Source organism: Alcanivorax jadensis T9 (genome assembly GCF_000756655.1).
Lineage (GTDB): Bacteria > Pseudomonadota > Gammaproteobacteria > Pseudomonadales > Alcanivoracaceae > Alcanivorax > Alcanivorax jadensis.
The window spans coordinates 122477-146119 of record NZ_ARXU01000004.1; the positions used below are offsets into that span (position 1 = coordinate 122477).

At 60.3% G+C, this 23643-nt stretch carries 23 protein-coding genes and 1 other RNA gene; 18 read left to right on the forward strand and 6 right to left on the reverse strand.

Annotation, left to right across the window (positions count from 1 at the left end; translation table 11 throughout):
* Positions 1 to 127 precede the first annotated feature (127 nt).
* Both T9A_RS07350 and T9A_RS07355 read left to right on the forward strand, forming a co-directional pair.
* Complete coding sequence (locus tag T9A_RS07350; RefSeq protein WP_035246484.1) at positions 128 to 577, forward strand: Hsp20 family protein; 450 nt, start codon at positions 128 to 130, stop codon at positions 575 to 577.
* Positions 578 to 806: 229 nt separating this feature from the next.
* The gene (locus T9A_RS07355; protein WP_035246486.1) at positions 807 to 1325 is read left to right on the forward strand and encodes a hypothetical protein; all 519 of its coding nucleotides are present in this window, start codon (positions 807 to 809) and stop codon (positions 1323 to 1325) included.
* Positions 1326 to 1424: 99 nt separating this feature from the next.
* Here the strand turns inward: T9A_RS07355 and gap are convergent, their stop codons facing one another.
* Positions 1425 to 2441, reverse strand: coding sequence for a type I glyceraldehyde-3-phosphate dehydrogenase (gene gap / locus T9A_RS07360; protein ID WP_035246865.1), 1017 nt, complete (start codon positions 2439 to 2441; stop codon positions 1425 to 1427).
* 170 nt (positions 2442 to 2611) lie between these two features.
* Here gap and ffs point away from each other — a divergent pair.
* From ffs to T9A_RS07380, 5 genes are all read left to right on the forward strand, one after another.
* Positions 2612 to 2708, forward strand: an RNA gene (gene ffs, locus T9A_RS16835) — signal recognition particle sRNA small type.
* 136 nt (positions 2709 to 2844) lie between these two features.
* Complete coding sequence (gene dnaX / locus T9A_RS07365; protein ID WP_035246488.1) at positions 2845 to 4707, forward strand: DNA polymerase III subunit gamma/tau; 1863 nt, start codon at positions 2845 to 2847, stop codon at positions 4705 to 4707.
* A 28-nt stretch (positions 4708 to 4735) separates the two neighbouring features.
* A complete protein-coding gene (locus T9A_RS07370) occupies positions 4736 to 5053 on the forward strand; it encodes a YbaB/EbfC family nucleoid-associated protein (protein ID WP_035246489.1) in 318 nt (105 codons plus the stop codon).
* Positions 5054 to 5065: 12 nt separating this feature from the next.
* Positions 5066 to 5668: a recombination mediator RecR gene (gene recR, locus T9A_RS07375; protein WP_035246491.1), complete on the forward strand. Its 603-nt coding sequence runs from the start codon at positions 5066 to 5068 to the stop codon at positions 5666 to 5668.
* A 348-nt stretch (positions 5669 to 6016) separates the two neighbouring features.
* Positions 6017 to 7159 (forward strand): acyl-CoA dehydrogenase family protein, encoded by a 1143-nt coding sequence (locus T9A_RS07380; RefSeq protein ID WP_035246493.1) that lies wholly within the window; start codon positions 6017 to 6019, stop codon positions 7157 to 7159.
* A gap of 160 nt (positions 7160 to 7319) precedes the next feature.
* On the opposite strand, the gene T9A_RS07385 is transcribed toward T9A_RS07380, so the two are convergent.
* Positions 7320 to 8312: a putative solute-binding protein gene (locus T9A_RS07385; RefSeq protein WP_035246495.1), complete on the reverse strand. Its 993-nt coding sequence runs from the start codon at positions 8310 to 8312 to the stop codon at positions 7320 to 7322.
* A gap of 132 nt (positions 8313 to 8444) precedes the next feature.
* A complete protein-coding gene (locus tag T9A_RS07390; protein ID WP_035246497.1) occupies positions 8445 to 9458 on the reverse strand; it encodes an AraC family transcriptional regulator in 1014 nt (337 codons plus the stop codon).
* Positions 9459 to 9650: 192 nt separating this feature from the next.
* Between T9A_RS07390 and T9A_RS07395 the strand changes: the two genes are divergently transcribed.
* Genes T9A_RS07395 through T9A_RS07420 form a run of 6 tightly spaced genes read left to right on the forward strand, consistent with a single transcriptional unit; the run spans position 9651 to position 18545 of the window.
* Positions 9651 to 10424 (forward strand): hypothetical protein, encoded by a 774-nt coding sequence (locus T9A_RS07395; protein WP_035246498.1) that lies wholly within the window; start codon positions 9651 to 9653, stop codon positions 10422 to 10424.
* Positions 10425 to 10437: 13 nt separating this feature from the next.
* Entirely contained in the window at positions 10438 to 12063 is a 1626-nt protein-coding gene (locus T9A_RS07400) for a GH3 family acyl-acid amido synthetase (RefSeq protein ID WP_052042602.1), read from the forward strand.
* Positions 12060 to 13151 carry a GNAT family N-acetyltransferase gene (locus T9A_RS07405; RefSeq protein WP_035246499.1) on the forward strand — a complete coding sequence of 364 codons (1092 nt, stop codon included), beginning with the start codon at positions 12060 to 12062 and terminating at the stop codon, positions 13149 to 13151. The genes T9A_RS07400 and T9A_RS07405 overlap by 4 nt, the downstream gene beginning before the upstream one ends.
* Positions 13148 to 14107, forward strand: a complete 960-nt coding sequence (locus T9A_RS07410; RefSeq protein ID WP_035246500.1) for a phthiocerol/phthiodiolone dimycocerosyl transferase family protein — start codon at positions 13148 to 13150, stop codon at positions 14105 to 14107. Before T9A_RS07405 ends, T9A_RS07410 begins: the two co-directional genes overlap by 4 nt.
* Positions 14104 to 15267 carry an efflux RND transporter periplasmic adaptor subunit gene (locus T9A_RS07415; protein ID WP_035246501.1) on the forward strand — a complete coding sequence of 388 codons (1164 nt, stop codon included), beginning with the start codon at positions 14104 to 14106 and terminating at the stop codon, positions 15265 to 15267. The genes T9A_RS07410 and T9A_RS07415 overlap by 4 nt, the downstream gene beginning before the upstream one ends.
* Positions 15264 to 18545 (forward strand): efflux RND transporter permease subunit, encoded by a 3282-nt coding sequence (locus tag T9A_RS07420; RefSeq protein ID WP_035246503.1) that lies wholly within the window; start codon positions 15264 to 15266, stop codon positions 18543 to 18545. The genes T9A_RS07415 and T9A_RS07420 overlap by 4 nt, the downstream gene beginning before the upstream one ends.
* 199 nt (positions 18546 to 18744) lie before the next feature.
* On the opposite strand, the gene gpmA is transcribed toward T9A_RS07420, so the two are convergent.
* Positions 18745 to 19491: a 2,3-diphosphoglycerate-dependent phosphoglycerate mutase gene (gpmA, locus tag T9A_RS07425; RefSeq protein WP_035246505.1), complete on the reverse strand. Its 747-nt coding sequence runs from the start codon at positions 19489 to 19491 to the stop codon at positions 18745 to 18747.
* A 236-nt stretch (positions 19492 to 19727) separates the two neighbouring features.
* Here gpmA and rnd point away from each other — a divergent pair, with 236 nt between their 5' ends.
* The 5 genes from rnd to T9A_RS07450 all read left to right on the forward strand — a co-directional run bounded on the left by rnd (position 19728) and on the right by T9A_RS07450 (position 22437).
* Complete coding sequence (gene rnd / locus T9A_RS07430; protein WP_035246507.1) at positions 19728 to 20801, forward strand: ribonuclease D; 1074 nt, start codon at positions 19728 to 19730, stop codon at positions 20799 to 20801.
* Positions 20801 to 21106: a YcgL domain-containing protein gene (locus T9A_RS07435; protein ID WP_035246510.1), complete on the forward strand. Its 306-nt coding sequence runs from the start codon at positions 20801 to 20803 to the stop codon at positions 21104 to 21106. The genes rnd and T9A_RS07435 overlap by 1 nt, the downstream gene beginning before the upstream one ends.
* Complete coding sequence (locus tag T9A_RS07440; protein WP_035246513.1) at positions 21099 to 21551, forward strand: YcgN family cysteine cluster protein; 453 nt, start codon at positions 21099 to 21101, stop codon at positions 21549 to 21551. The genes T9A_RS07435 and T9A_RS07440 overlap by 8 nt, the downstream gene beginning before the upstream one ends.
* A 65-nt stretch (positions 21552 to 21616) precedes the next feature.
* Entirely contained in the window at positions 21617 to 21964 is a 348-nt protein-coding gene (locus T9A_RS07445; protein WP_232222033.1) for a hypothetical protein, read from the forward strand.
* Positions 21961 to 22437 carry an HIT family protein gene (locus T9A_RS07450; RefSeq protein WP_035246515.1) on the forward strand — a complete coding sequence of 159 codons (477 nt, stop codon included), beginning with the start codon at positions 21961 to 21963 and terminating at the stop codon, positions 22435 to 22437. Before T9A_RS07445 ends, T9A_RS07450 begins: the two co-directional genes overlap by 4 nt.
* Before the next feature lie 125 nt (positions 22438 to 22562).
* On the opposite strand, the gene T9A_RS07455 is transcribed toward T9A_RS07450, so the two are convergent.
* Both T9A_RS07455 and T9A_RS07460 read right to left on the reverse strand, forming a co-directional pair.
* The gene (locus T9A_RS07455; protein WP_035246517.1) at positions 22563 to 23288 is read right to left on the reverse strand and encodes a class I SAM-dependent methyltransferase; all 726 of its coding nucleotides are present in this window, start codon (positions 23286 to 23288) and stop codon (positions 22563 to 22565) included.
* Positions 23281 to 23643, reverse strand: a complete 363-nt coding sequence (locus tag T9A_RS07460) for a PilZ domain-containing protein (protein WP_035246521.1) — start codon at positions 23641 to 23643, stop codon at positions 23281 to 23283. Before T9A_RS07460 ends, T9A_RS07455 begins: the two co-directional genes overlap by 8 nt.

Here is a 23643-nt window from a genome sequence, read left to right on the forward strand (position 1 = left end):
GGCCGGTTGGAACCTTGCTGACATCGTGGATGGCAGCGGTTCCGTGTCACGCACAATTCTGTAAACCTTTTTTCAGTGGATGCCGAAAGAACCTGTGGGTCTGCTGAAGAGTATGGAGATATGTGTGATGAATACCGGATTTTCCCTTGCCCCCCTGTTTCGCCATTCCGTGGGCTTTGATCGCTTTGATGAATTGCTCGATGCCGCCCTGCGTGCGGACCAGTCCAACGGTTACCCGCCTTACGACATTATCCGCGAAAGCGATGGTCGTTACCGTATCGTGATGGCGGTGGCCGGTTTTGGTCGCGATGATATCGAGATCACGGTCCAGGAAAATGAGCTGCGCATTCGCGGTAATCTGGCGCCGCAGAATGACGGTGAGCGTACCTGGTTGCATCAGGGTATCGCCCGGCGAGCATTCGAACGTACCTTCAAGCTGGCGGATCACGTGGAAGTGGACGGCGCCGGCCTTACCGATGGCCTGCTCACGGTGACATTGAACCGTGTGGTTCCCGAGGAAAAGAAGCCCCGGATAATCCCCGTTGAAGGTGAACAATCGCCAACAAATCGTAATTAAATCGCTGCACTTTGTGACGCGTTTTCTGTGACATAGTTAAGGGGCCGATAAGGCCCCTTTTTGCTAGTTTGGGAGTGATGCGTAGCGGCATCGACCCGATATAACCAAAGGGTCTTAAGCGGAGACTGATCATGCTCACCGGATCAGTGCAGAGTCGCTGTTATCCAGGCCAGGAGGGCCGGAACTCTGCAAACCCAACCCCATTGTCAGCCACAGGGAGCGGCATGCAATGAAACGTCTGTATTACTTCGCCAAATCACTGACCTCTGTTCAGGGGATAACCACGGATCTGCGCCAGGCGGGTATCGGTGAAAACCGCCTGCATGTGATGGGCAATGACAGCTCGGCCATGGCCCAGGCCCATGTGCATACAGCTACCCCCTGGGAAGAAACCGATATCATGCATTCCGGCTTTGTGGGCGCGCTGGGCGGCATGGCTGCGGGTCTGGTGGTCGGCTTTATGCTGGCCGGTGCAGACCCTTGGGGTATGCAGCTGGACACCGGCGCGATCATCGGCGTGACCCTGTTCGGTACCTGTTTCGGGGCCTGGCTGGGAGGCCTGCGCGGGGTGTCGTCCCGCAGCCATCACCTGACGCCCTATCTGGACCGGGTGGAGCAGGGTGACTATCTGATGATGGTGGATGCCGATGATGAGGTGCAGGCCAGCAAGGTGGAAAAGGTCATGCAAGGGCATCGCCACGAAGCGGAAGAAGCCGGACGCGAGGAGCACTTCAGTCCGTTTGATTGAGACCCTCGTTGGAGCCTTGCTTGTAAGGCGAAGGGGTTAGTCACGCAATGCGCCTTGCAAGCAAGGCTCCAACGGGGCTGGTAATGCTGACGCCCGGTTTCAGGCGTCCATCCAATACGCTGCCACGTCCAGCATGCGGTGGCTGAACCCCCACTCGTTGTCGTACCAGGCCAGCAGTTTCAGCTGTTGGCCCAGTAATCGGCTGTGGTTGGTATCCACCACGCAGGAGTAGGGCAGGTGGTTGAAGTCGCTGGAGACCAGCGGCAGGTGGTTCACTGCCAGCACCCCCTGCAGATCGCCATGGGCAGCATTGCTAAGAGCCTCATGGACCTGTTCCAGGGATTCCACCTGCTCCAGGGTGACGGTTAAATCCACCAGTGACACATTCAGGGTGGGCACCCGCACCGCCAGGCCATCCAGTCGTCCTTGCAGATGGGGCAGTACCAGCCCCACGGCTTTCGCGGCGCCGGTGCTGGTGGGGATCATGTTCACCGCTGCCGCCCGGGCGCGCAGCAAATCCCCGTGGGCCTTGTCCACCAGGTTCTGGTCGTTGGTATAGCTGTGGATGGTGGTCATCAGGCCCTGGCGAACCGTAAAGGCCTGATCCAGCACTGCCACCATGGGCGCCAGGCAGTTGGTGGTGCAGGAGGCGTTGGAGACAATCTGCTGCTCGCTACCCAGTACGGCATGATTGACGCCATAGACTACAGTGGCATCGGCGTCGTTCACCGGGTAGCTGGCCAGAACCCGGGTGGCGCCGGCTTCAAGGTGACCGTTCAAGGCATCCCGGGTCTTGTACTTGCCTGCGCATTCGATCACCAGGTCCGGTGCCAGCGATGTCCAGGGCAGGTCTTCCAGCCGGCTTTCGGCGAAACAGGGAATCCGGTGGCCATTGATTTCCAGGTGGTTGCCGTCGTAATGCACGGAGTGTGGCCAGCGGCCGTGGGTGCTGTCGAAGGCCAGCAAGTGGGCGAGCACATCAAAATCTGCCAGATCGTTAATGGCAACCAGTTCGAAGCGGTCGCCGGCGGGATGTTCACTGATCGCCCGGACAATACAGCGACCGATGCGGCCAAAGCCGTTGATGGCAATACGAATCTTCTTGCTGCTTGTCACGGTACACTCTCCGTCCACCATAGACTTTCAGTGTAGACCCGGGCTGTCATCACGGCCAGCCTGATCAAGCTTTAGGCAGATGGACTGGGCCTATCTTGCAATGGCCGGTCGCTTTGGCCACAATGCGCCCTCGCTCTGCAGCCTTGGCCGCAGGCGCGTTATGGTCGACCCGTCGGTCCCCCCGCAACGACAGACTGTGAACTCCGCCAGGCCCGGAAGGGAGCAACGGTAGCAGTGGACTCGTGTGCCGGGGTGTGGCTGGCGGGAAGACCTCCAAATTCTGCTACACGCCGCACGCCTTCACGCAACACGCTTCCGCACTGTCCTCCCCCGGTGAACTTCGATAGCATAAGGCCCTTCCCAAGCCGTTATTGTTGGTGGCCACGATTGCCGCTGGAGTGCTATGAGTTATCAGGTTCTTGCCCGTAAATATCGTCCCCGCACCTTTGATGAGCTGGTGGGGCAGGAGCACGTCTCCAGGGCCCTGATGCATGCGCTGGATCAGGATCGCCTGCACCACGCCTATCTGTTCACCGGCACCCGCGGGGTGGGCAAGACCACCATCGCGCGCATCCTGTCCCGTTGCCTTAACTGTGAGCAGGGTGTCAGTGCCCGTCCCTGTGGGGTTTGCCCCACCTGTGTGGAAATCGGCGAAGGCCGCTTCGTGGACTTGATCGAAGTGGATGCGGCCAGCCGTACCAAGGTGGAAGATACCCGCGAGCTGCTCGACAACGTGCAGTACGCGCCGACCCGGGGCCGCTACAAGGTCTACCTCATCGATGAGGTGCACATGCTGTCGGCGCATTCCTTCAATGCGCTGCTCAAGACCCTGGAAGAACCACCGCCCCATGTGAAATTCCTGCTGGCCACCACCGATCCGCAGAAGCTGCCGGTGACGGTGCTGTCCCGCTGTCTGCAGTTCAGCCTCAAGGCGTTGCCGGCGGAGCAGATCGCCGGCCATCTTCAGGCCCTGCTGGACAAGGAAATGATCCGCTACGAGGCGCCGGCCCTGCTGGCCCTGGGCAAGGCGGCTCAGGGCTCCATGCGCGATGCGCTCAGCCTGACCGACCAGGCCATTGCCTTTGGCAGCGAGCAACTCAGCAGCGAGGCGGTGAACGCCATGCTGGGTACCGTGGATCGCAACCATGTACTGACCCTGCTGGTGGCGCTGGCGGAGCAGGAACCGGCCGGGGTGCTGCAGGCGCTGGCCACTGTCAGCGAGCATTGTCCCGGGGAACTGGCGCTGCTGGACGAGTTGATCAGTCAGCTCCACCAGCTGGCAGTCTGTCAGGCCGTACCGGGCAGCCATGACGAGACCATTACCCAGTTGGCGGCGGCGCTAAGCGCTGAACAGGTTCAGCTGTATTACGATGTGGCCGTGCGTGGTCGCCGGGATCTTCAGGATGCCCCTGACAGCCGCGCGGCGCTGGAAATGCTGTTGCTGCGCATGGTGCTGTTTACCCCCAAAGGGGTCTTGCCGACTCGGGGGGAACACGCCGGCGTAAAAAAGCCTGAAGCAGCGGCGCCGTCAGCAGAAGCTGGCGGCAAACCGGATTTGCGAGCCCTGCTGGATCGGCCCGCTGCTGCCCCGACGCCGCCCACGCCACCCACCGCCCAGCCCGCTGCCAGTCCGGTCGTGGAATCGGTGTCTCAAGGTGGCGCCACATCCGCCGCCCTGGCCCAGGTGGAAAGCCCGACTCCTGAGCCACGCGAGCAGGCTGCGCCGGAGCCCGTTCAAGCGGAGCCCGAGCCGCCCCAGCCTGAACCTGAGTCCACACCGGAGCCAGTGCCGGAAGCTGTTGCAGAGCGACCGACGCAGGACGCGGTAGAAGAGCCGCCGCTGGCGCCGCTGCAGGAACCGACCAGCGAATCTGAGGTGGCCACCTGGTGGGCCGCCCTGCTGCTGCGTCTGGACCTGGACGGCACGGTACGCAATATCGCTCGCAATGCGGTGTTGGTGAGCCGGGAAGACACGGTCTGGACCTTGCGTATCAGCACCGGACACGAGGTGCTGGTCAACCGGGAACGTCTGGATGAGTTGAGTGGCGCACTGGAAAATTATTTCCAGCGGCGCATCCAGATCCAGGTGGATTACGAACGCCGGGCCGGCGATACCCCGGAGGCCATGGCCGAAGCCCGGCGTCAGGAACTGCTGGTCGATGCCACCCGAACCCTGCATGAGGATCCGGTGGTACAGCAGCTGGTCAGCACCTTTGATGGCCGGCTGGACGAAGGCAGCGTAACGCCAAAAGAAACAGTGGAATAACTCCCGGTCAGACCGGGTGGAGACAATGATGGATTTCGATATCAACTCTCTCATGCAGCAGGCCCAGGCCATGCAGGAGAAGATGAAAAAAATGCAGGACGAGGCCGCCAATGCGGAAGTTACCGGCGAGTCCGGTGCCGGCTTGGTCAAGGTGACCATGAATGGTCGTCACGACGTCAAGGGCGTGGACATTGATGCTTCCCTGATGAGCGAAGACAAGGAGCTGCTGGAAGACCTGCTGGCCGCTGCCGTTAACGATGCCGTGCGTCGGGTGGAAAAGCAGCAGCAGGACAGCATGCAGAATATGGCCGGTGGTTTTCCCTTTCCGCCAGGCTTCAAGCCGTAAGGGGCATTGCCTGTGAAGCATGCACCGCTGGTTGACCAGTTGATCCACGCCTTTACCTGCCTGCCCGGTGTCGGGCCCCGCTCCGCCCAGCGCATGGCCTATTCCCTGCTGGACCGTGGTCGGGAAGAGGGGCGCCGTCTGGGCAATGCCCTGCATGCGGCCATGGATGGTGTGCAACACTGTCAGCGCTGCCGCAATTACGCGGAAGAAGAACTCTGCCCGGTGTGCAGCGATGCCCGCCGGGATTCCACCCTGGTCTGTATCGTCGCCACGCCGGCGGATGTGCTGGCCTTCGAGCAGTCCGGCGAATACCGCGGTCAGTACTTCGTACTGATGGGCGAATTGTCGCCCCTGGATGGCATCGGTCCCCGGGAACTGGGGCTGGATGTGCTCGAGCAGCGTTTGAAGCAAGGCGAGATCAACGAATTGATTCTGGCGACCGGCACCACCGTGGAAGGCGAAGCCACCGCCCACTATGTGCTGGATCTGGCCCAGGAGGCCGGCATCACTGTCAGCCGTATCGCCCAGGGCGTGCCCATGGGGGGCGACCTGGAGTTCGTTGATGGTGCTACGCTGGCCCAGGCGCTCAGAGGCCGCCGACCTTTCGAAAGCTGAAGGCTTCGAGCTAGGCTCGAATGGATAGGGAAAGGGTGGAAAACTCCCGGGGGCCCGCCATTTCCAAGAAGCCGCTTCTAGGAACGGAGCGTAGCGAATAACGCATGCTTGCCTCCAAGGGAGATCTGCGACATGCGAACCGAGCGTCAGCGAGATAATGAGCAGATTCCGGTTAATGTTGAATAATGCGGCGCCCATTAGGCCAACAAAGTGGCTCTCCTGCCAAAAGAATCCCCACTCTTCCTGCTCCAAGCCACACAAACCTTTCTCCTGTATAGCCTTCCTCACACACACTCTGCTAAGGTCAAAACCAAGCAAGCGCTAGGTTAGCTAATAAAAGGAGGCCCTGTGAGCGCGTTGGATTATTTCAATGAAACCCACCAGATGGTGCGCGAGACCGTTCGCAAATTCGTGGAAAGGGAAATCCTGCCCCATGTAGATGACTGGGAAGAAGCCGGTGAATTCCCCCGCGAGCTGTACAACAAGGCCGCTGATGCCGGCATCCTGAGCATCAATGCCCCGGAAGAATTCGGCGGTACCGGCGAAGATGTGTTCATGAAGATTGCCGCCTGCGAGGAGCTGGTGCGGTGTTCGTCCGGTGGCCTGTGCGCCAGCCTGGGCTCCCTGGATATTGGTCTGCCGCCGATCTGGAAGTGGGGCAGCGATGCCATGAAGCAGAAGGTGGTGCCGGAGGTAATCGGTGGGCAGAAGATCTCCGCCCTGGCCATTACCGAGCCCAATGGCGGTTCCGATGTGGCCAACCTGCGCACTCGCGCGGTGCGTGATGGCGATCACTATGTGGTAAACGGCGCCAAAACCTTCATCACCAGCGGCGTGCGTGCAGATTATTATACCGTGGCAGTGCGCACCGGCGACAAGGGCTACGGCGGTATCAGCCTGTTGCTGGTTGAGAAGGGCACCCCAGGCTTCTCCGTGGGCCGCAAGCTGAAGAAGATGGGCTGGTGGGCGTCCGACACCGCTGAGCTGTTTTTCGAGGATTGCCGTGTGCCGGCGGAAAACCTGATCGGCCCGGAAAATGGCGGCTTCTACTGCATCATGAGTAACTTCCAGATGGAGCGCCTGGTGCTGGCGGTCACCGCCAACAGCACCGCTCAGCTGGCCCTGGATGAAGCCATGCGCTACGTGAAAGAACGGGAAGCCTTTGGCCGTCCCCTGGCCGGGTTCCAGGTCACTCGTCACAAGCTGGCGGAAATGGCCACTGATGTGAAAGCCAGCACCGAGTTCACCTATCGGGTGGCCGCGAAGATTGCTGCGGGCGAAAACTGCGTGCTGGACGTGTCCATGGCCAAGAACGTGGCTACCCGCTGTGCCGACCGGGTTACCTACGACGCGGTGCAACTATTCGGCGGCAGCGGCTACATGCGAGGCACCGTAGTCGAACGCCTGTATCGCGACAACCGCATCCTCGCCATCGGCGGCGGCACCCACGAGATCATGAATGAGGTGATTGCCAAGCAGTTGGGGCTTTGATGAGTTACAAGTTGAAAGTTCCAAGTTGCAACGCGCCTGCCTGTTTCAGGAACTGAAATGCAAGAGGCCGCGCCCAAACTTTGGCGCGGCCTCTTTGCGTTAACAACGAGACGGACTATCTCGCGTTGTAACTTTCAACTTGAAACTTTCAACTGCTTTCCTAGGTGCACTCCGCCCGTGTCGGATCCATCTTGCAGCGCACCTTGCGCAGCAGCCCGAGCATATCCTGGTCGTAATAGCCTTGGTCGCGCAGTTGGTTACGGGCTTCCTGCATCATCACTTCATATTCGTTTTTATCCGCATCCGGAATCTGCACCCACCAGCGCGGGTCGACCTTTTCGGCTTCCTTGTCTAGCTGTTCGGTAATGCGATTCAGGTTGTTATAGAAATACTCGCGTGATTTCTGTGCCATGTCGGCGGGGAAGCGGTCTTTCTTGGCCACCAGCTGAATGGTCAGTTGAGCTAGCGGGTAGTCGATGATGCCGCCATCCGGGCTCAGGCCCTTGTAGAGCTCCAGCGCATCATAGGCCACCAGTGGAGCGGCGATGACATCGACCACGCCGTTGTTGAATTTGGTGGAGAAGTTGGTCACATCGGAACCCACCGGGGTCGCACCCACCTGGGAAACCAGAATGGCCTGGGTTTCATCATATTCCAGCACTGCCACACGCTTCCCGGCTGCCTTGGCCAGAGAGTTGATTTCCCGGTCGTTCACGAAGACATAGGCGGCACCGGCCGGGGCCACACCCATGATCTGATAGGAACCCTGGGAAAGCTTGTCGGCAGTTTGCGGGTGCGCCAGCACTTTCAGGACCACGTTCATGTGTTCCATGGAGGGAATGGCGCCGATGGAATCGATGGTGCCGGCGTACTTGTTGAAGTTACGACCGCGAATACCGGTGATCAGGGCAGCATCGCAGACACCAGCTTTGAGATCTTCAGCGGCAATGGCTTCGTTGGTATGGGGAATCAACTCCACTTCCAGGTCCCAGGCCAAAGCGGCGGCCTGCCAGTCCTTCATGGCACTCATCACCGGCCCCACATTGCCGACGATATCGAAGACACAGACCTTGCGTTTGATGGATTCGGCCTGGGCGGGCAGTGAGATGGTAAGGGCTAAGGCCGTAGCGACGGCAGTAATCAACTTCTTCATGGATCCTTCCTGCTTGTTATTACTGGTATGAAGTATGCAGATGTGACCTTGATAGTAGTGGGAAAGATCCGGAAATGGAAAAGCCGAAGCGCTTCGGGCTGAAGCGTTCAGGTCAATTCCTGTTAATTCCTGTCATGGGCGGCTGGTGCGGCGGACCTCTCCCGGGGTGCGTCCCGTCCAGCTGCGGTAGGCCTTGCTGAAGCTGGCCTGGTCACTGTAACCGAGCTGGTCGGCGATTTTCTCCAGCGGCATGTCCGTTTCCAGTAGATAGCGGCTTGCGAAGGTTTCGCGGATGTCATTGCGGATGCCGCTGAAGGCAAAACCGGCCAGGCCCAGGTGACGTCGTACTGAGCGCGTGCTCATGCCCAGTTTCTGGGCTACTCGCTCCAGGGTGCTGTCACGTCCTGGAGCGTTCATGATTTCGTGGCGCACCTTGATGACTACCTTGAGACTGTCATCGCCCTGGATCTGCTCCCGGGAACGGGCGGCGGCCAAGTAGGTGGCCACGCTGGCATCGTCATCCCTGGCCTGACGTCCCGATAGCGGCATCAACACCTGATTGTGTGGCCGGTTGAACTTTACCTCTACGCCGTCGGCCAGCCTCTGCCAGGCGAGACTGTTGCCGGGACAGGCAAAATCAAATTCGAACGTGAACGTTCGACAGACCAGTGATGCCAGTGCATGGATGCTGCCCATGTAGATATTGGCCACCATGGGTTTAAGTTTTTTCAGGTCCCAGTTGTCATGCAGGCGGATGGAAATCAGTTCGCCAGTGCAGTGGATTTCCATATCCATAAGTGGCAACGATACCCGCAGGTACTGCACCACCATGTTCACCAGCTTGCGATAATCCTGTTGTCGCAGCAGCGCAAATCCGAACAGCCCATGACCTTGCAGGTCCAGCTCCTGACCGAAACGAAACGGTGCGGTGTGATCGTTGAGTAGACGGTTGCCGTTGTGTAGCAGATGTTGCACTTGCCGCATGGAAAGATAGGCATCCGGGTTGTCGAGAATATGGCTATCTATGCCTGATCCTTCGAGCACTACCGTGCCACTAATTCCGTGTTTTTGTACGAACCGCAAAAAGCGGCGGGCATAACGGACTGAGATGAGAGGAACGTCGAGTGCCATTCCGTCGTTTTTCATTTTTATTATGCCTGATGTAGTTGTTGTTATGCTTGTGATCAAGCTCTCATTAGGCGGGCTGTCTTGCCGATTTTAAATGCTGCTTGCCCTTTTTAACAAAAAAATGGCCGCTTTAACTATTAAGTCGGTCACCTTCCATGGAGATGATGAGCCCCGCTTTTTTGTGCATAAAAATAATCATGGAGCAGAGAAATGCAAAGGGAAAAAAAAGAAACCCTAAAAGCCCGTTATCTCCCCCTTTCCAAAGTATCGGTTCCCGTCATGCGAAGAATGTATGAGATTTACTCCGGGTACTACGAAAATATAAGTCTCGACGTTTTCTGCCGCGACATGGTGGAAAAAAGTGGTGTGATTCTGGTTGAGGAAAAACCGACCAAGCGCGTGGTCGGTTTTTCCACCTTAAAAACCCTGGATATGACCGTGGCTGGCCGCCAGGTAAAAGGGGTGTTTAGCGGTGACACCATCATTGAAGAAAAGTACTGGGGTAGCCGAGCCCTGCAGATAACATTTTTCTTCCGAATGATCCGTGAAAAGTTGCGGCACCCTTTTCGTCCGCTGTTCTGGTTGCTGATATCAAAAGGCTATAAAACCTATTTGTTGATGGCGAATAACTTCCACAATTATTACCCGCATCCAGAAGGTAAAAGTGACGATCTTGCCCCCTTTGTGGATTCCTATTGTGAGCGTTTGTTTGCTGACTATTACTGTGAAGATAAAAAGTTGCTGGATTTCGGCGAGGGTTATACCCATCTGAAATCCAACGTGGCAAAAATTACCGAAGAAATGCGACAGGAAAACGAAAAAATTCAGTTTTTCGAAATACGGAATCCTACCTGGAACCGGGGAACCGAATTGCCTTGTATAGGGGAGATTAATCTTTCCCTGCTGGTGAGTTACCCGTTTTCCCTGTGGCGTAAACAACGAAGAAAAACAAAAACACAAGTTGCAGCTGTGGCCTGCGAATAACACCGGGGTAACCATGTTTGGACATCGTTTGCTCAAAATGGCCGCCTGGCCGGGGGAGCGGCGCTTTGCCGCCGGGCGGGCACATCTGGAAAGCGTACAAAGGCAAAAACTGGCGCTGTTGCTGCGCAAGGTGGCAGCCTGTGAGGCCGGGCAGCGCCAGGGGGTAGCGGCACACTGGCAATGGGAAACCTTTGCCGAGCAGGTGCCGGTAAGTGACTACGACCACTGGCGTGACCCGGTCGATCGTGCCCGCGAGTCCGGCGGTAACGCCCTGATCCAGTCTCCAGTGGTTCGCTACCAGCCCACCAGCGGGTCCACCTCGGCGATCAAGTGGATTCCCTATACCCGCCATTTTCTATCGGAGCTGGATAACGCCATCAGCCCCTGGATTGTGGATCTGTATCGTCAGTTCCCCAGGCTCAGACAGGGCCGTCACTACTGGTCCATGTCCTGGGTGCCCACCTCGCTGCGTGACAACATGCGTGAGGATATCAATGACGATATTCAGCTCATGTCCATGGGCAAGCGCCTGCTGGCCGGTGCGACCCAGGCGGTTCCCCAGGATGTGTCTCTGGCGCGTACGTCCGAGGATTCCCTGTTTGCCACGCTGGCCTATCTGATCAGTGATTCCTCCCTGTCGATGATGTCCATCTGGAGCCCCACCTTTGGATTGGGCTTGCTCAAATCCATGGCGATGTGGCGTGAGGAATTGGCAGAGGTGTTGGCAACCGGCTCCTGGGGTAACCGCATGCTGGGCAGCAATACCCAGTCGTGCCCCCGATCCCCCCGAGGGGCCGAACTGCTGCGCCAGTGGGATGGACGGTTGAGTGCGGATTTCTTTATGGCGTTGTGGCCGTCCCTGGCGCTCGTCAGCGCCTGGGATACCGCGGCATCTGGCCCCTGGGCCAGGCAGTTGCATGCCCTGTTGCCGCAGGCGGCGTTCCAGGGCAAGGGGCTGTGGGCGACAGAAGGGGTGGTCACCATTCCCTATCAGGGGCAACACGCGCTGGCCTACCGCAGCCATGTGTATGAATTCCAGGATCCATCCGATGGCACTATCTATGCGCCATGGGAGCTGGAGCAGGGACAGCAGGTGATGCCCCTGCTCAGTACCGGCAGCGGCCTGTTGCGCTATCGGCTGAATGATCTGGTGCGAGTGGATGGTTTGCCTGGGGGAATTCCTGCTCTGACCTTCCTGGGGCGTGCCGGTACCACGGATATGGTTGGTGAAAAGCTGACTGCGGCGGCGCTGGATGCCGCCCTTGCCGAGGTCAGATTGCCGGCAAAAACCCTGCCGGTGTGCACAGTGGCCGTGGAGGATGCCGGTGAGGGTATTCCCGGTTATGTGTTGTTGCTGGAAGGGGAGAGCACGGAAAGTGAGAGAGTGGCAGGCGCTCTCGACGCTGCCCTGCAGCAGCATTTCCATTACCAGCTGGCCCGCAATCTGGAGCAACTGGCACCGCTGCGCTGTGTGATTCACCGGGACATGCGTGAGCGGTATCTGCAGCAATGCCGCGAGCGCGGCATGATCGAAGGCAACATCAAGATGGAGTCCTTGCAGTACTGGCCTGGAGTGTTGCCGCTATGGTTTGGCCACTCGCAGGCATCTGCTCGGGCAGTCGGGGAGGCGGTGCTGTGAATTACCGCATTCGCCAGGCCCGGGAGGAGGACAACGGCGCTATCCTGTCGCTGTTGCAAGGCACGCCTCAGCCCGGTGCTGTCACCCTGAATTTTGAGCGTAACCCGGATTACTTTCGTGGCGCCCGGGTGACTTGTGAAGAACCGGATGTATGGGTGGCCGAGCCCCGCGAGGGTGAGGGCCCGATTGGTGCGGTCTATAACGTGGGTTGGCGCCATGTGTGGGTAAACGGGCAGGCGAGGCCGGTGCGTTATGCCCACGATCTGCGTATTTCGCCACAATGTCGCAACGGCATGATTCTGCATAGGCTTTTTCGCCAATTGCGCAAGCAACTGGGGGACGGTGAGTGGATGCAGACCACGGTGTTGCGCGACAACATGGCGTCCCTGTCCACGGTGGCTAGTGGTCGTGCCGGGCTGCCCACCTACTATCCGTCGGGCACCATTGAAACCAGCATGCTTTATACGCGGGCTCGCCGCCGCAAACTGCCCGACGATGCGGTCATTCGCCAGACCGGTGAGGCAGATCTGGATGCCATTTCCCAGCTGCTGCGCTATCAAGGCTCCCAGAAACAGTTTTTCCCCTACTGGGATGTGTCTCGCGTTCGGGGTGATGCTTATTGCTACGGGCTCAGCCCGCGCAACTTTATCGGTTTGTGGATCGGGGGAGTCCTGAAGGGGTTGATGGGTTTCTGGGATCAACAAGGCATCAAGCAGACTCGGGTGCTGGGCTATGCCCGCGGCATGGGGGTCATGCGCCATCTTTACAACACTCACAGCCTGCTGCGCGGCGGCATGAAATTGCCGGCACCGGGCGGTGTGCTGTCCTACCTGACTCTGCACAGCCTGGTGGTGGAGGACAATCGCCCGGAGCTGCTGCGGCTGTTGCTGGACGATGCCATCAGCCGCTTCCATGGTCACTACGATGCGCTGGTATGTGGCTTTTTTACCCAGGACCCGCTGGCCCGGGTGCCAGCGAGTTACCGTCGCAGGTTGTTGCTCAGCGATCATTTTCTGGTGAGCTATGACGGCGATCCGCGAGACCAGCTGGATGGGCGCCTTCCCTATGTGGAGGTCGCCCGCCTGTGAGTGCCAGCGCAACAGACTACATTGGCATGTGGTACCGGGCCCGCGCCCGGCTCGGTATTGATGACCGTATCGAGTTTATTTTCATCAATCCGGGCTCAGGCAAACGCCATACGGTGGCGCTGCGGCACCGGGACCATGATGGCGTGGGCGGGATCGCCGAGTCTCTCAAGCGCATGGGCGTCCGGCAACCGCCCATGCCCCTCAGTCGCCAGACTCGTGCGCCATCTTTCTGGCGTCGCTGGCAGGCTCGACCGGAGCAGCGTCAACCACAGTCGCCCCCGTGGCGTATTTTCACCACCACTGTCGATGAGCAAGCCGACGAGCCCCTGGTGCAATGGCTAACGCCGCTGCAGACCCGTGCGTTACGGCAACGGGCGAAGGCGCAGCAGGTGTCACTCAACAGCCTCTTGCTGAAGGCTCTGCATCTGGCTGTAGCGGATACCCTGATGACCCATGCAAGCCCGATAAGCTGGTGCTTTCCGGTGAACATGCGCGGAGTGGTGCCGATGGGGCGACCAGACATGAATCTGTCCAGCGCATTTTATATGACGGTGGACAGTGACGACTCGCTGACGCACCTGGATCACACCATTCGCAGCTATCTGAAAGCCAATATTCACTGGCGCTATTGGCACCTTGCTCGCATTGGTCGTCTGGTTGGTCAGCGGGGTGTGGACTGGTTATGTGGACGTTTACTCAACGGCGCCCAGCACGGTGGCTCCTTTTCCAATCTGGGCGAGTGGCAGATCGACTTCGTCTCTGGCGGCCTGGCTCCCGACACCGTGTTCGCTTGCTGTGGCCCGGGAAGTCCCACTCATCCGGTTGCCAACGGCATGATGATTGTTAACGGCAGCTTGAGCCTGGCGCTGAAGCTACACCCCTCTCTGGGTGCGTCAGAGGCAGTGGTGCAGGAGTGCCTGCAACGCTGGGTTGATGAGCTGGGTGTGACGGCATGAAACGAATTCTCAGTCTGCGCGCGTTGGTGGCCCTGCTGGCTACCCTGGCCATGGGACTGGCGGTGACTGCGCTGTATCTGGTGCCGCCGGCTACGCCCACCCTGAAAACGGAAGAAACCATACTCGCGCTGGATACCTGGCAAGTGGAATGGAAAGACGTGGTGATCCCGGTGCACAGCCAGGGCCTGGTTCGCGCCCGTCACGAATTGCCCATGAGCCTGGAAGTCTCTGGCCGGGTGCAGGAGGTGTCGCCGCTGCTGGCGGACGGGGGGCGTGTGACTGCCGACGAGGTATTGCTGAAGCTGGACCCGGAGCCCTTTGCCCTGGACGTAACCGCCCAGCAGAACGCGGTCCACGCGGCGCGTCTGCATCTGGAAGAAACCCGGGCGCGTGCGCGGGTGTCCGGGTCCTCCAAACGGTCTTCCGCCCTGGGCCGTTTCGAGCCACAACTGGACGAAGCCAACAGCCGGCTGGCCTCTGCTCGTGCCGGGCTACGTCAGGCCCAGCGTAACCAGGAACAGACCGAGCTGGTGGCGCCAATCAGCGGGCGGCTCAAAGCGGTGCAGGTGATGGCCGGTCAGCAGATTCAGGCCGGTAGTGTGCTGGCCCGGTTATATCAGGAGGACAGGGTGGAAGTGCGTCTGCCGGTCCGCGATGAATGGCTGGCGCTGCTCGGCATCATGCCCGGCGATGAAACGACCCTGCGGCAGGTCAACGTGACCTTGCGCGGGCGTTTTGCCGGCCGCGATGGTCAGTGGCAGGGCAAGGTGGTGCGTCGCGAGGGTGGCTTGAACAAGAACCGCATGATGCATCTGATCGTCCAGGTCACCAATTCGGAAGATGGCCTGCCCCTGGAACCCGGGGTGCTGGTGCAGGCGGAGCTGCGCGGAGCGCCGACGCGCAACGTGGCAATGCTGCCCCGGGCGGCCCAGGCCGGCGAAAATACCGTCTGGGTACTGGATAAGGACAAGCGCTTGCGTCGTCAGTCGGTGGCAGTGCTGCATCACGATGACGACTACCTGTACCTGCACGATGGGGTAACAGCGTCGTCCCGGGTGGTGCTGGCCGGTGACCTGCAACTGCTGGAAGGCATGCGCATCGATCCCCGCGTTCCTGCCAGTGGGCTGGCGGACCGTTCTGCCGCTGGGACAGCGCTGTGAATCGCAGCATTGCCTGGTTCGCTCGTAACGGTGCAGTGGCCAACCTGCTGATGATTACCCTGCTGCTGGCCGGGTTGATGGCCATTCCCCATACCCGCCAGGAAACCCTGCCCAACGTGCCGCTGGACCGTATCGGCATCTATGTGGCCTGGCCACAGGCCACTCCGGAAAGCGTGGAAGCCATGGTCTGCACGCCGGTGGAAACCGCCATCGACGATGTGGAAGGCGGTACCGAGCTGATCAGTGAAGCCCGTGAGGGGCTCTGTTCGGTGCAACTGGACGTGCTCAAGGGCCATGATACCCGCGCCGTGCTGGAACAGATCCGTACTCGCCTGGAAGGGCTGGACAGCTTGCCCGGCGACGCCGAACGGCCCCGGGTGCAGGAGCTGATCGTGCGCAACCGGGTGGTGCGCCTGCTGCTCAGTGGCAGCCTGTCGCGCCAGGATATCTATCAGTTGGCCCACCAGGTACGCCGACAGCTGCTTAATCACGATGCGGTCTCCAGCGTGGATATCGAGAACCTGCCGGAACGGGAAATGGCGCTGACCGTGGCGCGGGATGATCTCTACCGCTACCAGCTCACTCTGGAAGGCATGGCCGCCGCAGCCCGCGAGAGTGTGGAGCGGATTGCCGGCGGCTTGTTGCGCAGCGACCGGGGCGACTGGCTGCTGCAGACCGGTCAGCAGCCGGGGGATGCCGCTGCCTATGAGCAGCTGGTGATCCGCCAGTCGGAGCAGGGCGATCTGTTGCGGCTGGGAGACGTGGCGCAAATCGAGGATGGGTTCTCCCGGGACAGCCAGGCCGCCTGGCTGGACGGTAAGCCGGCAGTGGCCCTGGATGTGTACCGGGTGGGCGATCAGAACGTGCTGGACGTGGCCGGCGCAGTGAGCGGCTACCTGCAGGAGGCGGAATTACCCCGCGGCGTGGCCCTGCGGGTGTGGAGTGATGATGCCGCTCAGTTCCGCGAACGCTCCCACCTGTTGTGGCGTAATGCGTTGCAGGGGCTGGTGTTGCTGACGCTGATGCTGGGGGTGTTTCTCACCCTGCGCCTGGCCGGCTGGGTGGCGCTGGGGATTCCGGTGTGCATGCTGGGGGCCTGCGCCTTGCTGCCGGTACTGGGGGAATCATTCAACACCATTTCCCTGTTCGCCTTTATTCTGGTGCTGGGCATCGTGGTGGATGATGCGGTGATCGTCGGCGAGAGTATCGACCATCAGCGCCGCCAGGGTGGGATGAGCGGCCAGGAGGCGGCCATTGCCGGCGCCCAGCGGGTATCACGGCCGATCCTGTTTGCGGTGCTGACCACCCTGTTTGCCTTTGCGCCCCTGCTGTTCCTGCCGGGGCCGGAAGGGGCCTTGATGCGGGTGATCCCCATCGTTTCCATGGCAATTCTGGTGCTGTCGCTGGTGGAATCCCTGTGGATTCTGCCTTCCCACCTCAGCTATGACCGCCCGGCCCGGGGCATCTGGCGCCAGTCCGAGCAGCTCTCCACCCGTATCAACGCCGGGCTGGACCGCTGGCTGGAATACCGCGCCCGGCCGTTGCTGCGCCGCGCCCTGCGCTGGCGCTATGTGCTGGTGGTGGTGTTTGTTGGGCTGTTTATTTTCTGCTGCGCCCTGGTCAACAGCGGTTGGCTGACCATGGTGCTGTTCTCCCGGGTGGAAGGAGACCGGGTGATGGCGGAGGTGGTGTTTCCGCAGGGTACCGGCGAGGCGCGGCTGCTGCGCGAAGTGCAGGCCCTGGAGGGCTCCGCCCGCAAGCTGTCGGCGCAGTTGCAGGCTGACGATCAGCCTGTGACCGTAGATGCGGTGTTCGCCGAGCAAGGGGTACGCCAGAAAACCTCCAATGCCCGCGATCCGGGGGCCCGTTTCCGGGTGCGGGTGACTCTGGCCATTGGCGGAGATACCAGTGCCCTGCCGCCCCGGGAGATGGCCAGCCTGTGGCGTGACCAGCACGGGCCCATTGCCGATGCCCTGTCGGTAAAATTCCACGCCAGCCTGATGCAGGTGAAACCGGACATTCACGTCAATCTGTTCCACCCGGATCTGGGCACGTTGCAGCGGTTGAGTGAGCAGACAGCGCTGGCCCTGTCACGCATGGAAGGCGTCCATGAAGTGGCCAATAACCTGCATGCCCGGCGCACCATCGTCGATATCGGCCTGCGTGAGGAGGGTAAGCTGGCCGGTCTGCGTGCGGAGCAACTAGGCTTGCAGATCCGCAATGCCTTCCACGGCATCGAGCTGGATCGCTGGTTTGAACAGGATCAGGAAGTGCCGGTGATGCTGCGTCTGGCCAGCGGCGACAGCCGCCGCATCAGCGACCTGGAACGGTTACCGGTGCAGCTGCCGGATGGGGAGATCACCGTGCTGGCGGCGGTGGCGGACCTGAACCGGCGCCAGGTGCCGGCCATGATCAGTCACTACGATGGCCGCCGTAGTGCCACCGTCAGTGCCTTCGTGGATGAGCACATGACCTCTCCGGCTCAGGTGATGACGGCGTTGCGCGAACAAGTGCTGGCGCCCATGCAGACAGCGGATGAGCAGGCCGGCTGGACGGTGGCCGGCAAGCAGGCGGCGATTCAGGATTTTCTCGATCATCTGTCGATCAGCTACCTGATCGCCCTGGCCGCAATTTTCTTCCTGCTCACTGTGCTGTTCGGCGGCTACGGCCAGCCACTGCTGGTGATGGCGGCGATTCCCTTTGGGATGGTGGGGGCCTTCATGGGGCACTTCCTGCTGGGCTACAGCCTGACGTTGTGGTCGCTGGTGGGGGTGATTGCGGTGAGCGGGGTGGTGGTCAACGACAACCTGGTTCTGATTGATGCTATCAACAGCTTCAGGGCTCACGGCATGCGCTTGCGCGATGCGGTAATCGAAGGCGTGAGTGGTCGATTGCGACCGGTGATGTTGACGTCTATCACCACCTTTGCCGGGGTCGCGCCGTTGATGCTGGAAACCAGTGTTCAGGCCCGCTTCCTGATCCCCATGGCGGTGTCCCTGGCCTTCGGCGTGCTGTTTGCGACGTTGGTGAGCCTGTTACTGGTGCCTTGCCTGCTGGTGGTCGGCCATGACGTGCGAGCTTTGCAGCAGCGCTGGCTGGCCCGCTGGCGGGCACCGGAGGTTTCGGAGGACGATAGCGTGGAGGTGGCCTATGAACGGGGCCGCCTGACCGCCTGGTGGGTTACCGCTAATCCCTATGAAGACCCTGTTCTGCATTCGGCATGGGAAGCGGGACGGCAGGATCAGGGGGCTGCCAGCGACGCTACCGAACACATGTAGAAGAAAGCCTGTTGGGGATGCTCAACGCCGCGAGTGACGAGCTGCGAGCAGTGAACGCCGGTTTTCGTAACTGGAAACTCGTGCCTCGCTACTTTCGTCAGCTGCCTGGGCTATTGGCCATGCTGAATGGGGCTGCCCACAAAAAAGCCCGACCCGGTTTCCCGGGTCGGGCTTTTGAGTCAGGCCGTCGGCGTTTTGCTTACGCCTTGCCCTGATTCGCCACGGCTTCGGCAGCCTTTGCTACTTCCTCGGCGTCGCCCAGGTAGTAGTTCTTGATGGGCTTCAGGTTGTCATCCAGCTCGTAGACCATCGGCACGCCGGTGGGGATGTTGAGCTTGACGATTTCCTCGTCGGAAATGTCGCCAAGATATTTCACCAGTGCCCGCAGGCTGTTGCCGTGGGCGCAGATCAATACCTGCTTGCCGGCTTCGACCTGCGGCTTGATCTCGCTTTCGAAGTAGGGCACGAAGCGATCCACGGTGTCCTTGAGGCTTTCGGACAGGGGGATCTCGTTCTCGCTGAGGCCCTTGTATACCCGGAAGTTGCCGGCGTAGCGTTCGTCGTCGCGCTCCATCTTCGGCGGCGGGGTGTCGTAGCTGCGGCGCCAGATATGCACCTGATCGTCGCCGTACTTGGCGGCGGTTTCCGCCTTGTTCAGACCCTGCAGGGCGCCGTAGTGGCGTTCATTCAGACGGTAATCGCGGATCACCGGAATCCACATCTGATCCATGTTGTCGAGGATGGACCACAGGGTGCGGATGGCGCGCTTGAGCACGGAGGTGTAAGCCACATCGAACTCAAAGCCTGCTTCCTTCAGCAATTCGCCGGCCGTGCGGGCTTCCTCGCGGCCCTGATCAGTGAGATCCACGTCTTTCCAGCCGGTGAAACGGTTTTCCTTGTTCCAAACGCTTTGGCCATGGCGGACCAGTACCAGTTTCGTGCTCATGGGTTCTTCCTGTGCGGTTTTCAGTGCGGCGCAAAGCGTAGCAGAAAAGCGCCGGGAAATTGAGCGTGAGCCGGGATTTTTCGCTGCTATGCGACCCGCTGAATGCAATTTTTCACACTGCCATCAGGCGGTTATCTGGCCCAGTGGCGGATAAATCCCACATCGGCGGCCTGTGTTGCTGAAATGTGCCGCCCTGAGCCCGTATAATCGTCGCCAATTCAGACTCAGGCGACTTCATGGCTTATCTCTGGTGTGACAACAGCGACGACATCTCCTCCTGGCGGTCCGGGCTGGCGGCGACAACGCCCCTCTACCTGGACACCGAATTCATGCGCGAGCGCACCTTCTGGCCGCAACTGGCCCTGGTGCAGGTTCACGATGGTGAGCAGATCCGGCTGATCGATACCACCAAGGCGAGCGGTTCGGATCTGGCGCCTCTGTTCCAGCAGCACACCCTGGTGATGCATGCCTGTTCCGAGGATCTGGAGGCTATTGCGGCGTTCAGCGGCGACTACCCGGCGGCCATCGAAGATACCCAGATCGCCGCTGCCCTCACCGGCGAGGACATGCAGCTGGGCTACCAGAGGGTGGTGCAAATGCTGCTCGGGGTGGACTTGCCCAAGGGTGCTACCCGCACCAACTGGCTCAAGCGACCGCTCAGCCAGGAGCAGTTGCTCTATGCCGAGGATGATGTGAAATATCTGCCCGAGGTGACGGATATCCTGCGTGGTCGGTTGGTAAATCTGGGCCGTGAGAGCTGGTGGCGGGAAGAGTGTGAGCGGCTGCTGGCCCAGGCCCAGGCGGTAACCGCCCCGGAAAAGGCCTGGCGCAATGTGAAAGGTGCCGGCCTGCTGCAGGGTCAGGCCTTGGCGGTGCTGGCGGTGCTGAGCCCCTGGCGGGATCGCATGGCCCGGGAGCGGGATCTACCCAAGGGCTTTGTGCTCAAGGATGCCCAGCTACTGGACCTGGCTCGCTCCAGCCGCAGTGATCGGGGTTTGTTTTCGGAGCTGGGCCTGCATCCCAAGGTAGTCCGCCGGGATGGTGATACCATTCTGGCATTACTGGAAGAGGGTCGGCTCGGCACGCCGCCGGAGCCGTTGCCGGGGCCGCCGGATGCTCACCAGAAAAAACTGGCCAAGATCCTGCGTAAACGGGTCGGTGAGATTGCCGAGTCCATGAACATGAAACCGGATGTACTGATGCGCCGCCGCTGGCTGGAGTCCCTGATTCGTCATCCCGATCAGGTGCCCGAGCCACTCACTGGCTGGCGCCATGATATTGTCACCAGGCCCTTACTGGAGTTGCTTTGATGTTGAAGGGCAAGCTGTTCTGCTCGATCTATAAAAGCCGCCGCAAGGCTGGCATGTACCTGTATGTGGATCGGCAAAAGGGAACCGGAGATCTGCCCGATGTGCTGTTGAAGCAGTTTGGCAAGCCGGTGCATGTGAGCGATATGATTCTCAGCCCGGACCGGCCGTTGGCCCGGGCCGAAGTGGGCAGAGTGATGGATGACATCCGCATCAAGGGGTTTTACCTGCAAATGCCGCCGCCACCGGATGAGGACATGTTCATGGCCGATGGCCACCCGGATAAACCGGCAGGGCCGGATGCCTGAGAAGGGCTTGCGTGAACGTTTCTGGGAGCTGCCTCTGGGGGAGTTGTCGAAACCGGAGTGGGAAGCGCTGTGTGACGGCTGTGGCCGTTGCTGTCTGGTGAAGTTGCAGGATGAGGACAGTGGCGAGCTGGCCTTCACGAATCTGGCCTGTCGTTATCTGGATAGCCAGAAATGCCAGTGCCGGGTGTACGATACTCGCTTTAGCAAGGTGCCCGATTGCATCCAGGTCACCGAAGCGGTGGCACGCAATACCGCCTGGCTGCCGTCCACTTGCGCCTACCGGCTGCGTGCCCATGGCCAGCCATTACCCGAATGGCATCCGCTGATCAGCGGGGAGCCGGGCACGGTCAGGCAGGCAGGAATCAGTGTGGCGGGGCGCGTGGTCTCCGAGCAGCTTGTGCACGAAGATGATTGGGAAGAGCATATTATTCACTGGATAGAGTAGGACGTTTCAGCTGGGCTCAGTGTGGCCTGCTTTATCTCTGATACCTGAACCGGATGGGAGTCATTGTGACAACACAAGCGTATATGTGGGGCTGGTTGGCGTACTTGTTGGGCTGTGTGGGCGTGCTCTTCGTCTGGTGGTGGCTGACCCGGCCGCTGGCCGTCTGGGCCAAGGTACCGTTGCGTATCCTGCTGACAGCGCTGCTACTGACCCCCTGGTCGGTATCACCGCAGCATGATGAATGGGCGCCGGCCTGGGTGGTGACGCTGTTCGACGGACTGGCCCAGGAAGATGTGAGCCTGTGGCGTGCCGGTGGTCCACTGTTGGCCATGCTGGTGGTGGCCCTGATCGTGGCGGCGCTGGAGTTATGGCGTCAACGTCGCAAGCACAGCGTTGGAGTCGCTGAACAATGAGCGACTGCATTTTCTGCCAGATCCGCGACGGCAAACTGCCCGCCAGCGTGGTGTACGAGGATGAGCGGGCCATGGTCATTCTGGATCTGTTTCCGATCCGCGAAGCCCATTGCCTGGTGATTCCAAAGACCCATGCGCCCCTGCTGGAACAACTGGATAGCTCCTTGACGCATCACCTGATGGACCTGGCGCGCCGTACCATCATGGCCCAGAAAAAGGCCGGATTGGCGGTGAGGGCTCATAACGTGGTGGTCAATGATGGCCGCGAAGCCAACCAGCACGTGCCCCACGTTCATGTGCACGTGATCCCCCGCCGCGGTGGCGACACCCTGGCGACTGCCTTCACCTGGGCAACCCGACTGCTCAACGTCTTCGGCCTGGCCCGCCGCCGCAAACGACTGGATCGGCTGGCTGGCCTGCTGGGCGAACATTTTCCGGAAGCAGCTAAGTCGTTAACAATTAATAGTGAATAGTTAACAGCGTCGCGAGTTGGCGGTGTTTGATCTGCAAGGAAAAAGGCCGCGCCCATTCAGTGGGCGCGGCTTTTTTTGGTAAAACAGACTGGATAGCGTTGTTTCTGATTGCAGCCTGAGACTGTTCACTGTTTGCGCCAGGCACGCACCCGCAATGGCCATCGAACCGTGCGCTGTGTATTCCCCCAGGCTTGTCTTAGCCTTGGTGCGAAGTCGTCCAGCGGGTTCTCCCCGGCTCGGGCGGCCTGAACCAGAGCGGACCAGGTGTCCAGATAGCCGAGCATGTCGGTGGCGGACCAGCTAAGGCTGATGGTGTCACCAGGGTAGGGCAGTGCCGGCCAGGGCAGATCGGCGTCCGGGTAGCCGGCGATCACCTGGGCCCTTTCAGGGGGCCACCAGGGCGCTAGCGGGCCGTCGTGAAAGTCCCGGATCATGCCTTCCAGTCCTGTCACCTCACAGATCCCGTAACTGATCAATGCCAGCAAGCCGTTGGGGCGCAGGGTGCGTTCCGCTTCAGCCTGAAAGGCAGCTTGATCAAACCAGTGGTAAGCCTGGGCGACGCTAATCAGGTCCAGACTGGCGTCTGCCAGCGGTAATCGATGGGCCATGCTGCACAGATAGTGGCTTCGCGAGGCAGGGGCTGCCAGCAACTGTTCATGGCTGATGTCTGCACCTAGCACCTGACGGAACCAGGGCTCCAGGGCCCGGCTGGCTTGTCCGCTGCCACAGCCCAAATCCAGGGCACGATCATGGCCAGCACTCTGACTGCTCAGCCATTGGAAAAGGGAAGGAGGGTAGTTGGGGCGAAACTGCTGGTATTGACTGCCGCGCTGAAACAGCGATTCAGTCACTGAAGAAACCGTCGTCATCGAAGTGGGCAGCCCACAGTCGACCATCCGCTCGTTCCAGATCCAGAGCTATACCCGCCAGGAGCTGGCCTTCCGGAGCCGCACACCAGGCGACAGTGCCGTAGAGATGGTAAGTGCCGTGCTCTTCGAGCAGGGCCACCCACAGCTCCACATCGGTATTGGGCTTGATCGGCGCCGGCAGCTCAATGCTGATGCCCGCTAGAGAGACATCGTGTGTGGTCAGATACAGACGATCAGCGGGATCCAGAGAGCCTGACTGGCTGGGTAGCAGGGTTAGCGCCAGGTTTTCTTCACGTGAGGTGCGGGGGAAGCGACGATTGTCCATTGCCGTTGCCAT

Excerpts from the sequence above, each read along its gene's own strand:
- T9A_RS07350 (WP_035246484.1), top strand. The coding sequence starts at position 128 with ATGAATACCGGATTTTCCCTTGCCCCCCTGTTTCGCCATTCCGTGGGC.
- T9A_RS07355 (WP_035246486.1), top strand. The coding sequence starts at position 807 with ATGAAACGTCTGTATTACTTCGCCAAATCACTGACCTCTGTTCAGGGG.
- dnaX (WP_035246488.1), top strand. The coding sequence starts at position 2,845 with ATGAGTTATCAGGTTCTTGCCCGTAAATATCGTCCCCGCACCTTTGAT.
- T9A_RS07370 (WP_035246489.1), top strand. The coding sequence starts at position 4,736 with ATGGATTTCGATATCAACTCTCTCATGCAGCAGGCCCAGGCCATGCAG.
- T9A_RS07385 (WP_035246495.1), bottom strand. The coding sequence starts at position 8,312 with ATGAAGAAGTTGATTACTGCCGTCGCTACGGCCTTAGCCCTTACCATC.
- T9A_RS07390 (WP_035246497.1), bottom strand. The coding sequence starts at position 9,458 with ATGAAAAACGACGGAATGGCACTCGACGTTCCTCTCATCTCAGTCCGT.
- T9A_RS07395 (WP_035246498.1), top strand. The coding sequence starts at position 9,651 with ATGCAAAGGGAAAAAAAAGAAACCCTAAAAGCCCGTTATCTCCCCCTT.
- T9A_RS07400 (WP_052042602.1), top strand. The coding sequence starts at position 10,438 with ATGTTTGGACATCGTTTGCTCAAAATGGCCGCCTGGCCGGGGGAGCGG.
- T9A_RS07415 (WP_035246501.1), top strand. The coding sequence starts at position 14,104 with ATGAAACGAATTCTCAGTCTGCGCGCGTTGGTGGCCCTGCTGGCTACC.
- gpmA (WP_035246505.1), bottom strand. The coding sequence starts at position 19,491 with ATGAGCACGAAACTGGTACTGGTCCGCCATGGCCAAAGCGTTTGGAAC.
- rnd (WP_035246507.1), top strand. The coding sequence starts at position 19,728 with ATGGCTTATCTCTGGTGTGACAACAGCGACGACATCTCCTCCTGGCGG.
- T9A_RS07435 (WP_035246510.1), top strand. The coding sequence starts at position 20,801 with ATGTTGAAGGGCAAGCTGTTCTGCTCGATCTATAAAAGCCGCCGCAAG.
- T9A_RS07440 (WP_035246513.1), top strand. The coding sequence starts at position 21,099 with ATGCCTGAGAAGGGCTTGCGTGAACGTTTCTGGGAGCTGCCTCTGGGG.
- T9A_RS07450 (WP_035246515.1), top strand. The coding sequence starts at position 21,961 with ATGAGCGACTGCATTTTCTGCCAGATCCGCGACGGCAAACTGCCCGCC.
- T9A_RS07460 (WP_035246521.1), bottom strand. The coding sequence starts at position 23,643 with ATGGCAACGGCAATGGACAATCGTCGCTTCCCCCGCACCTCACGTGAA.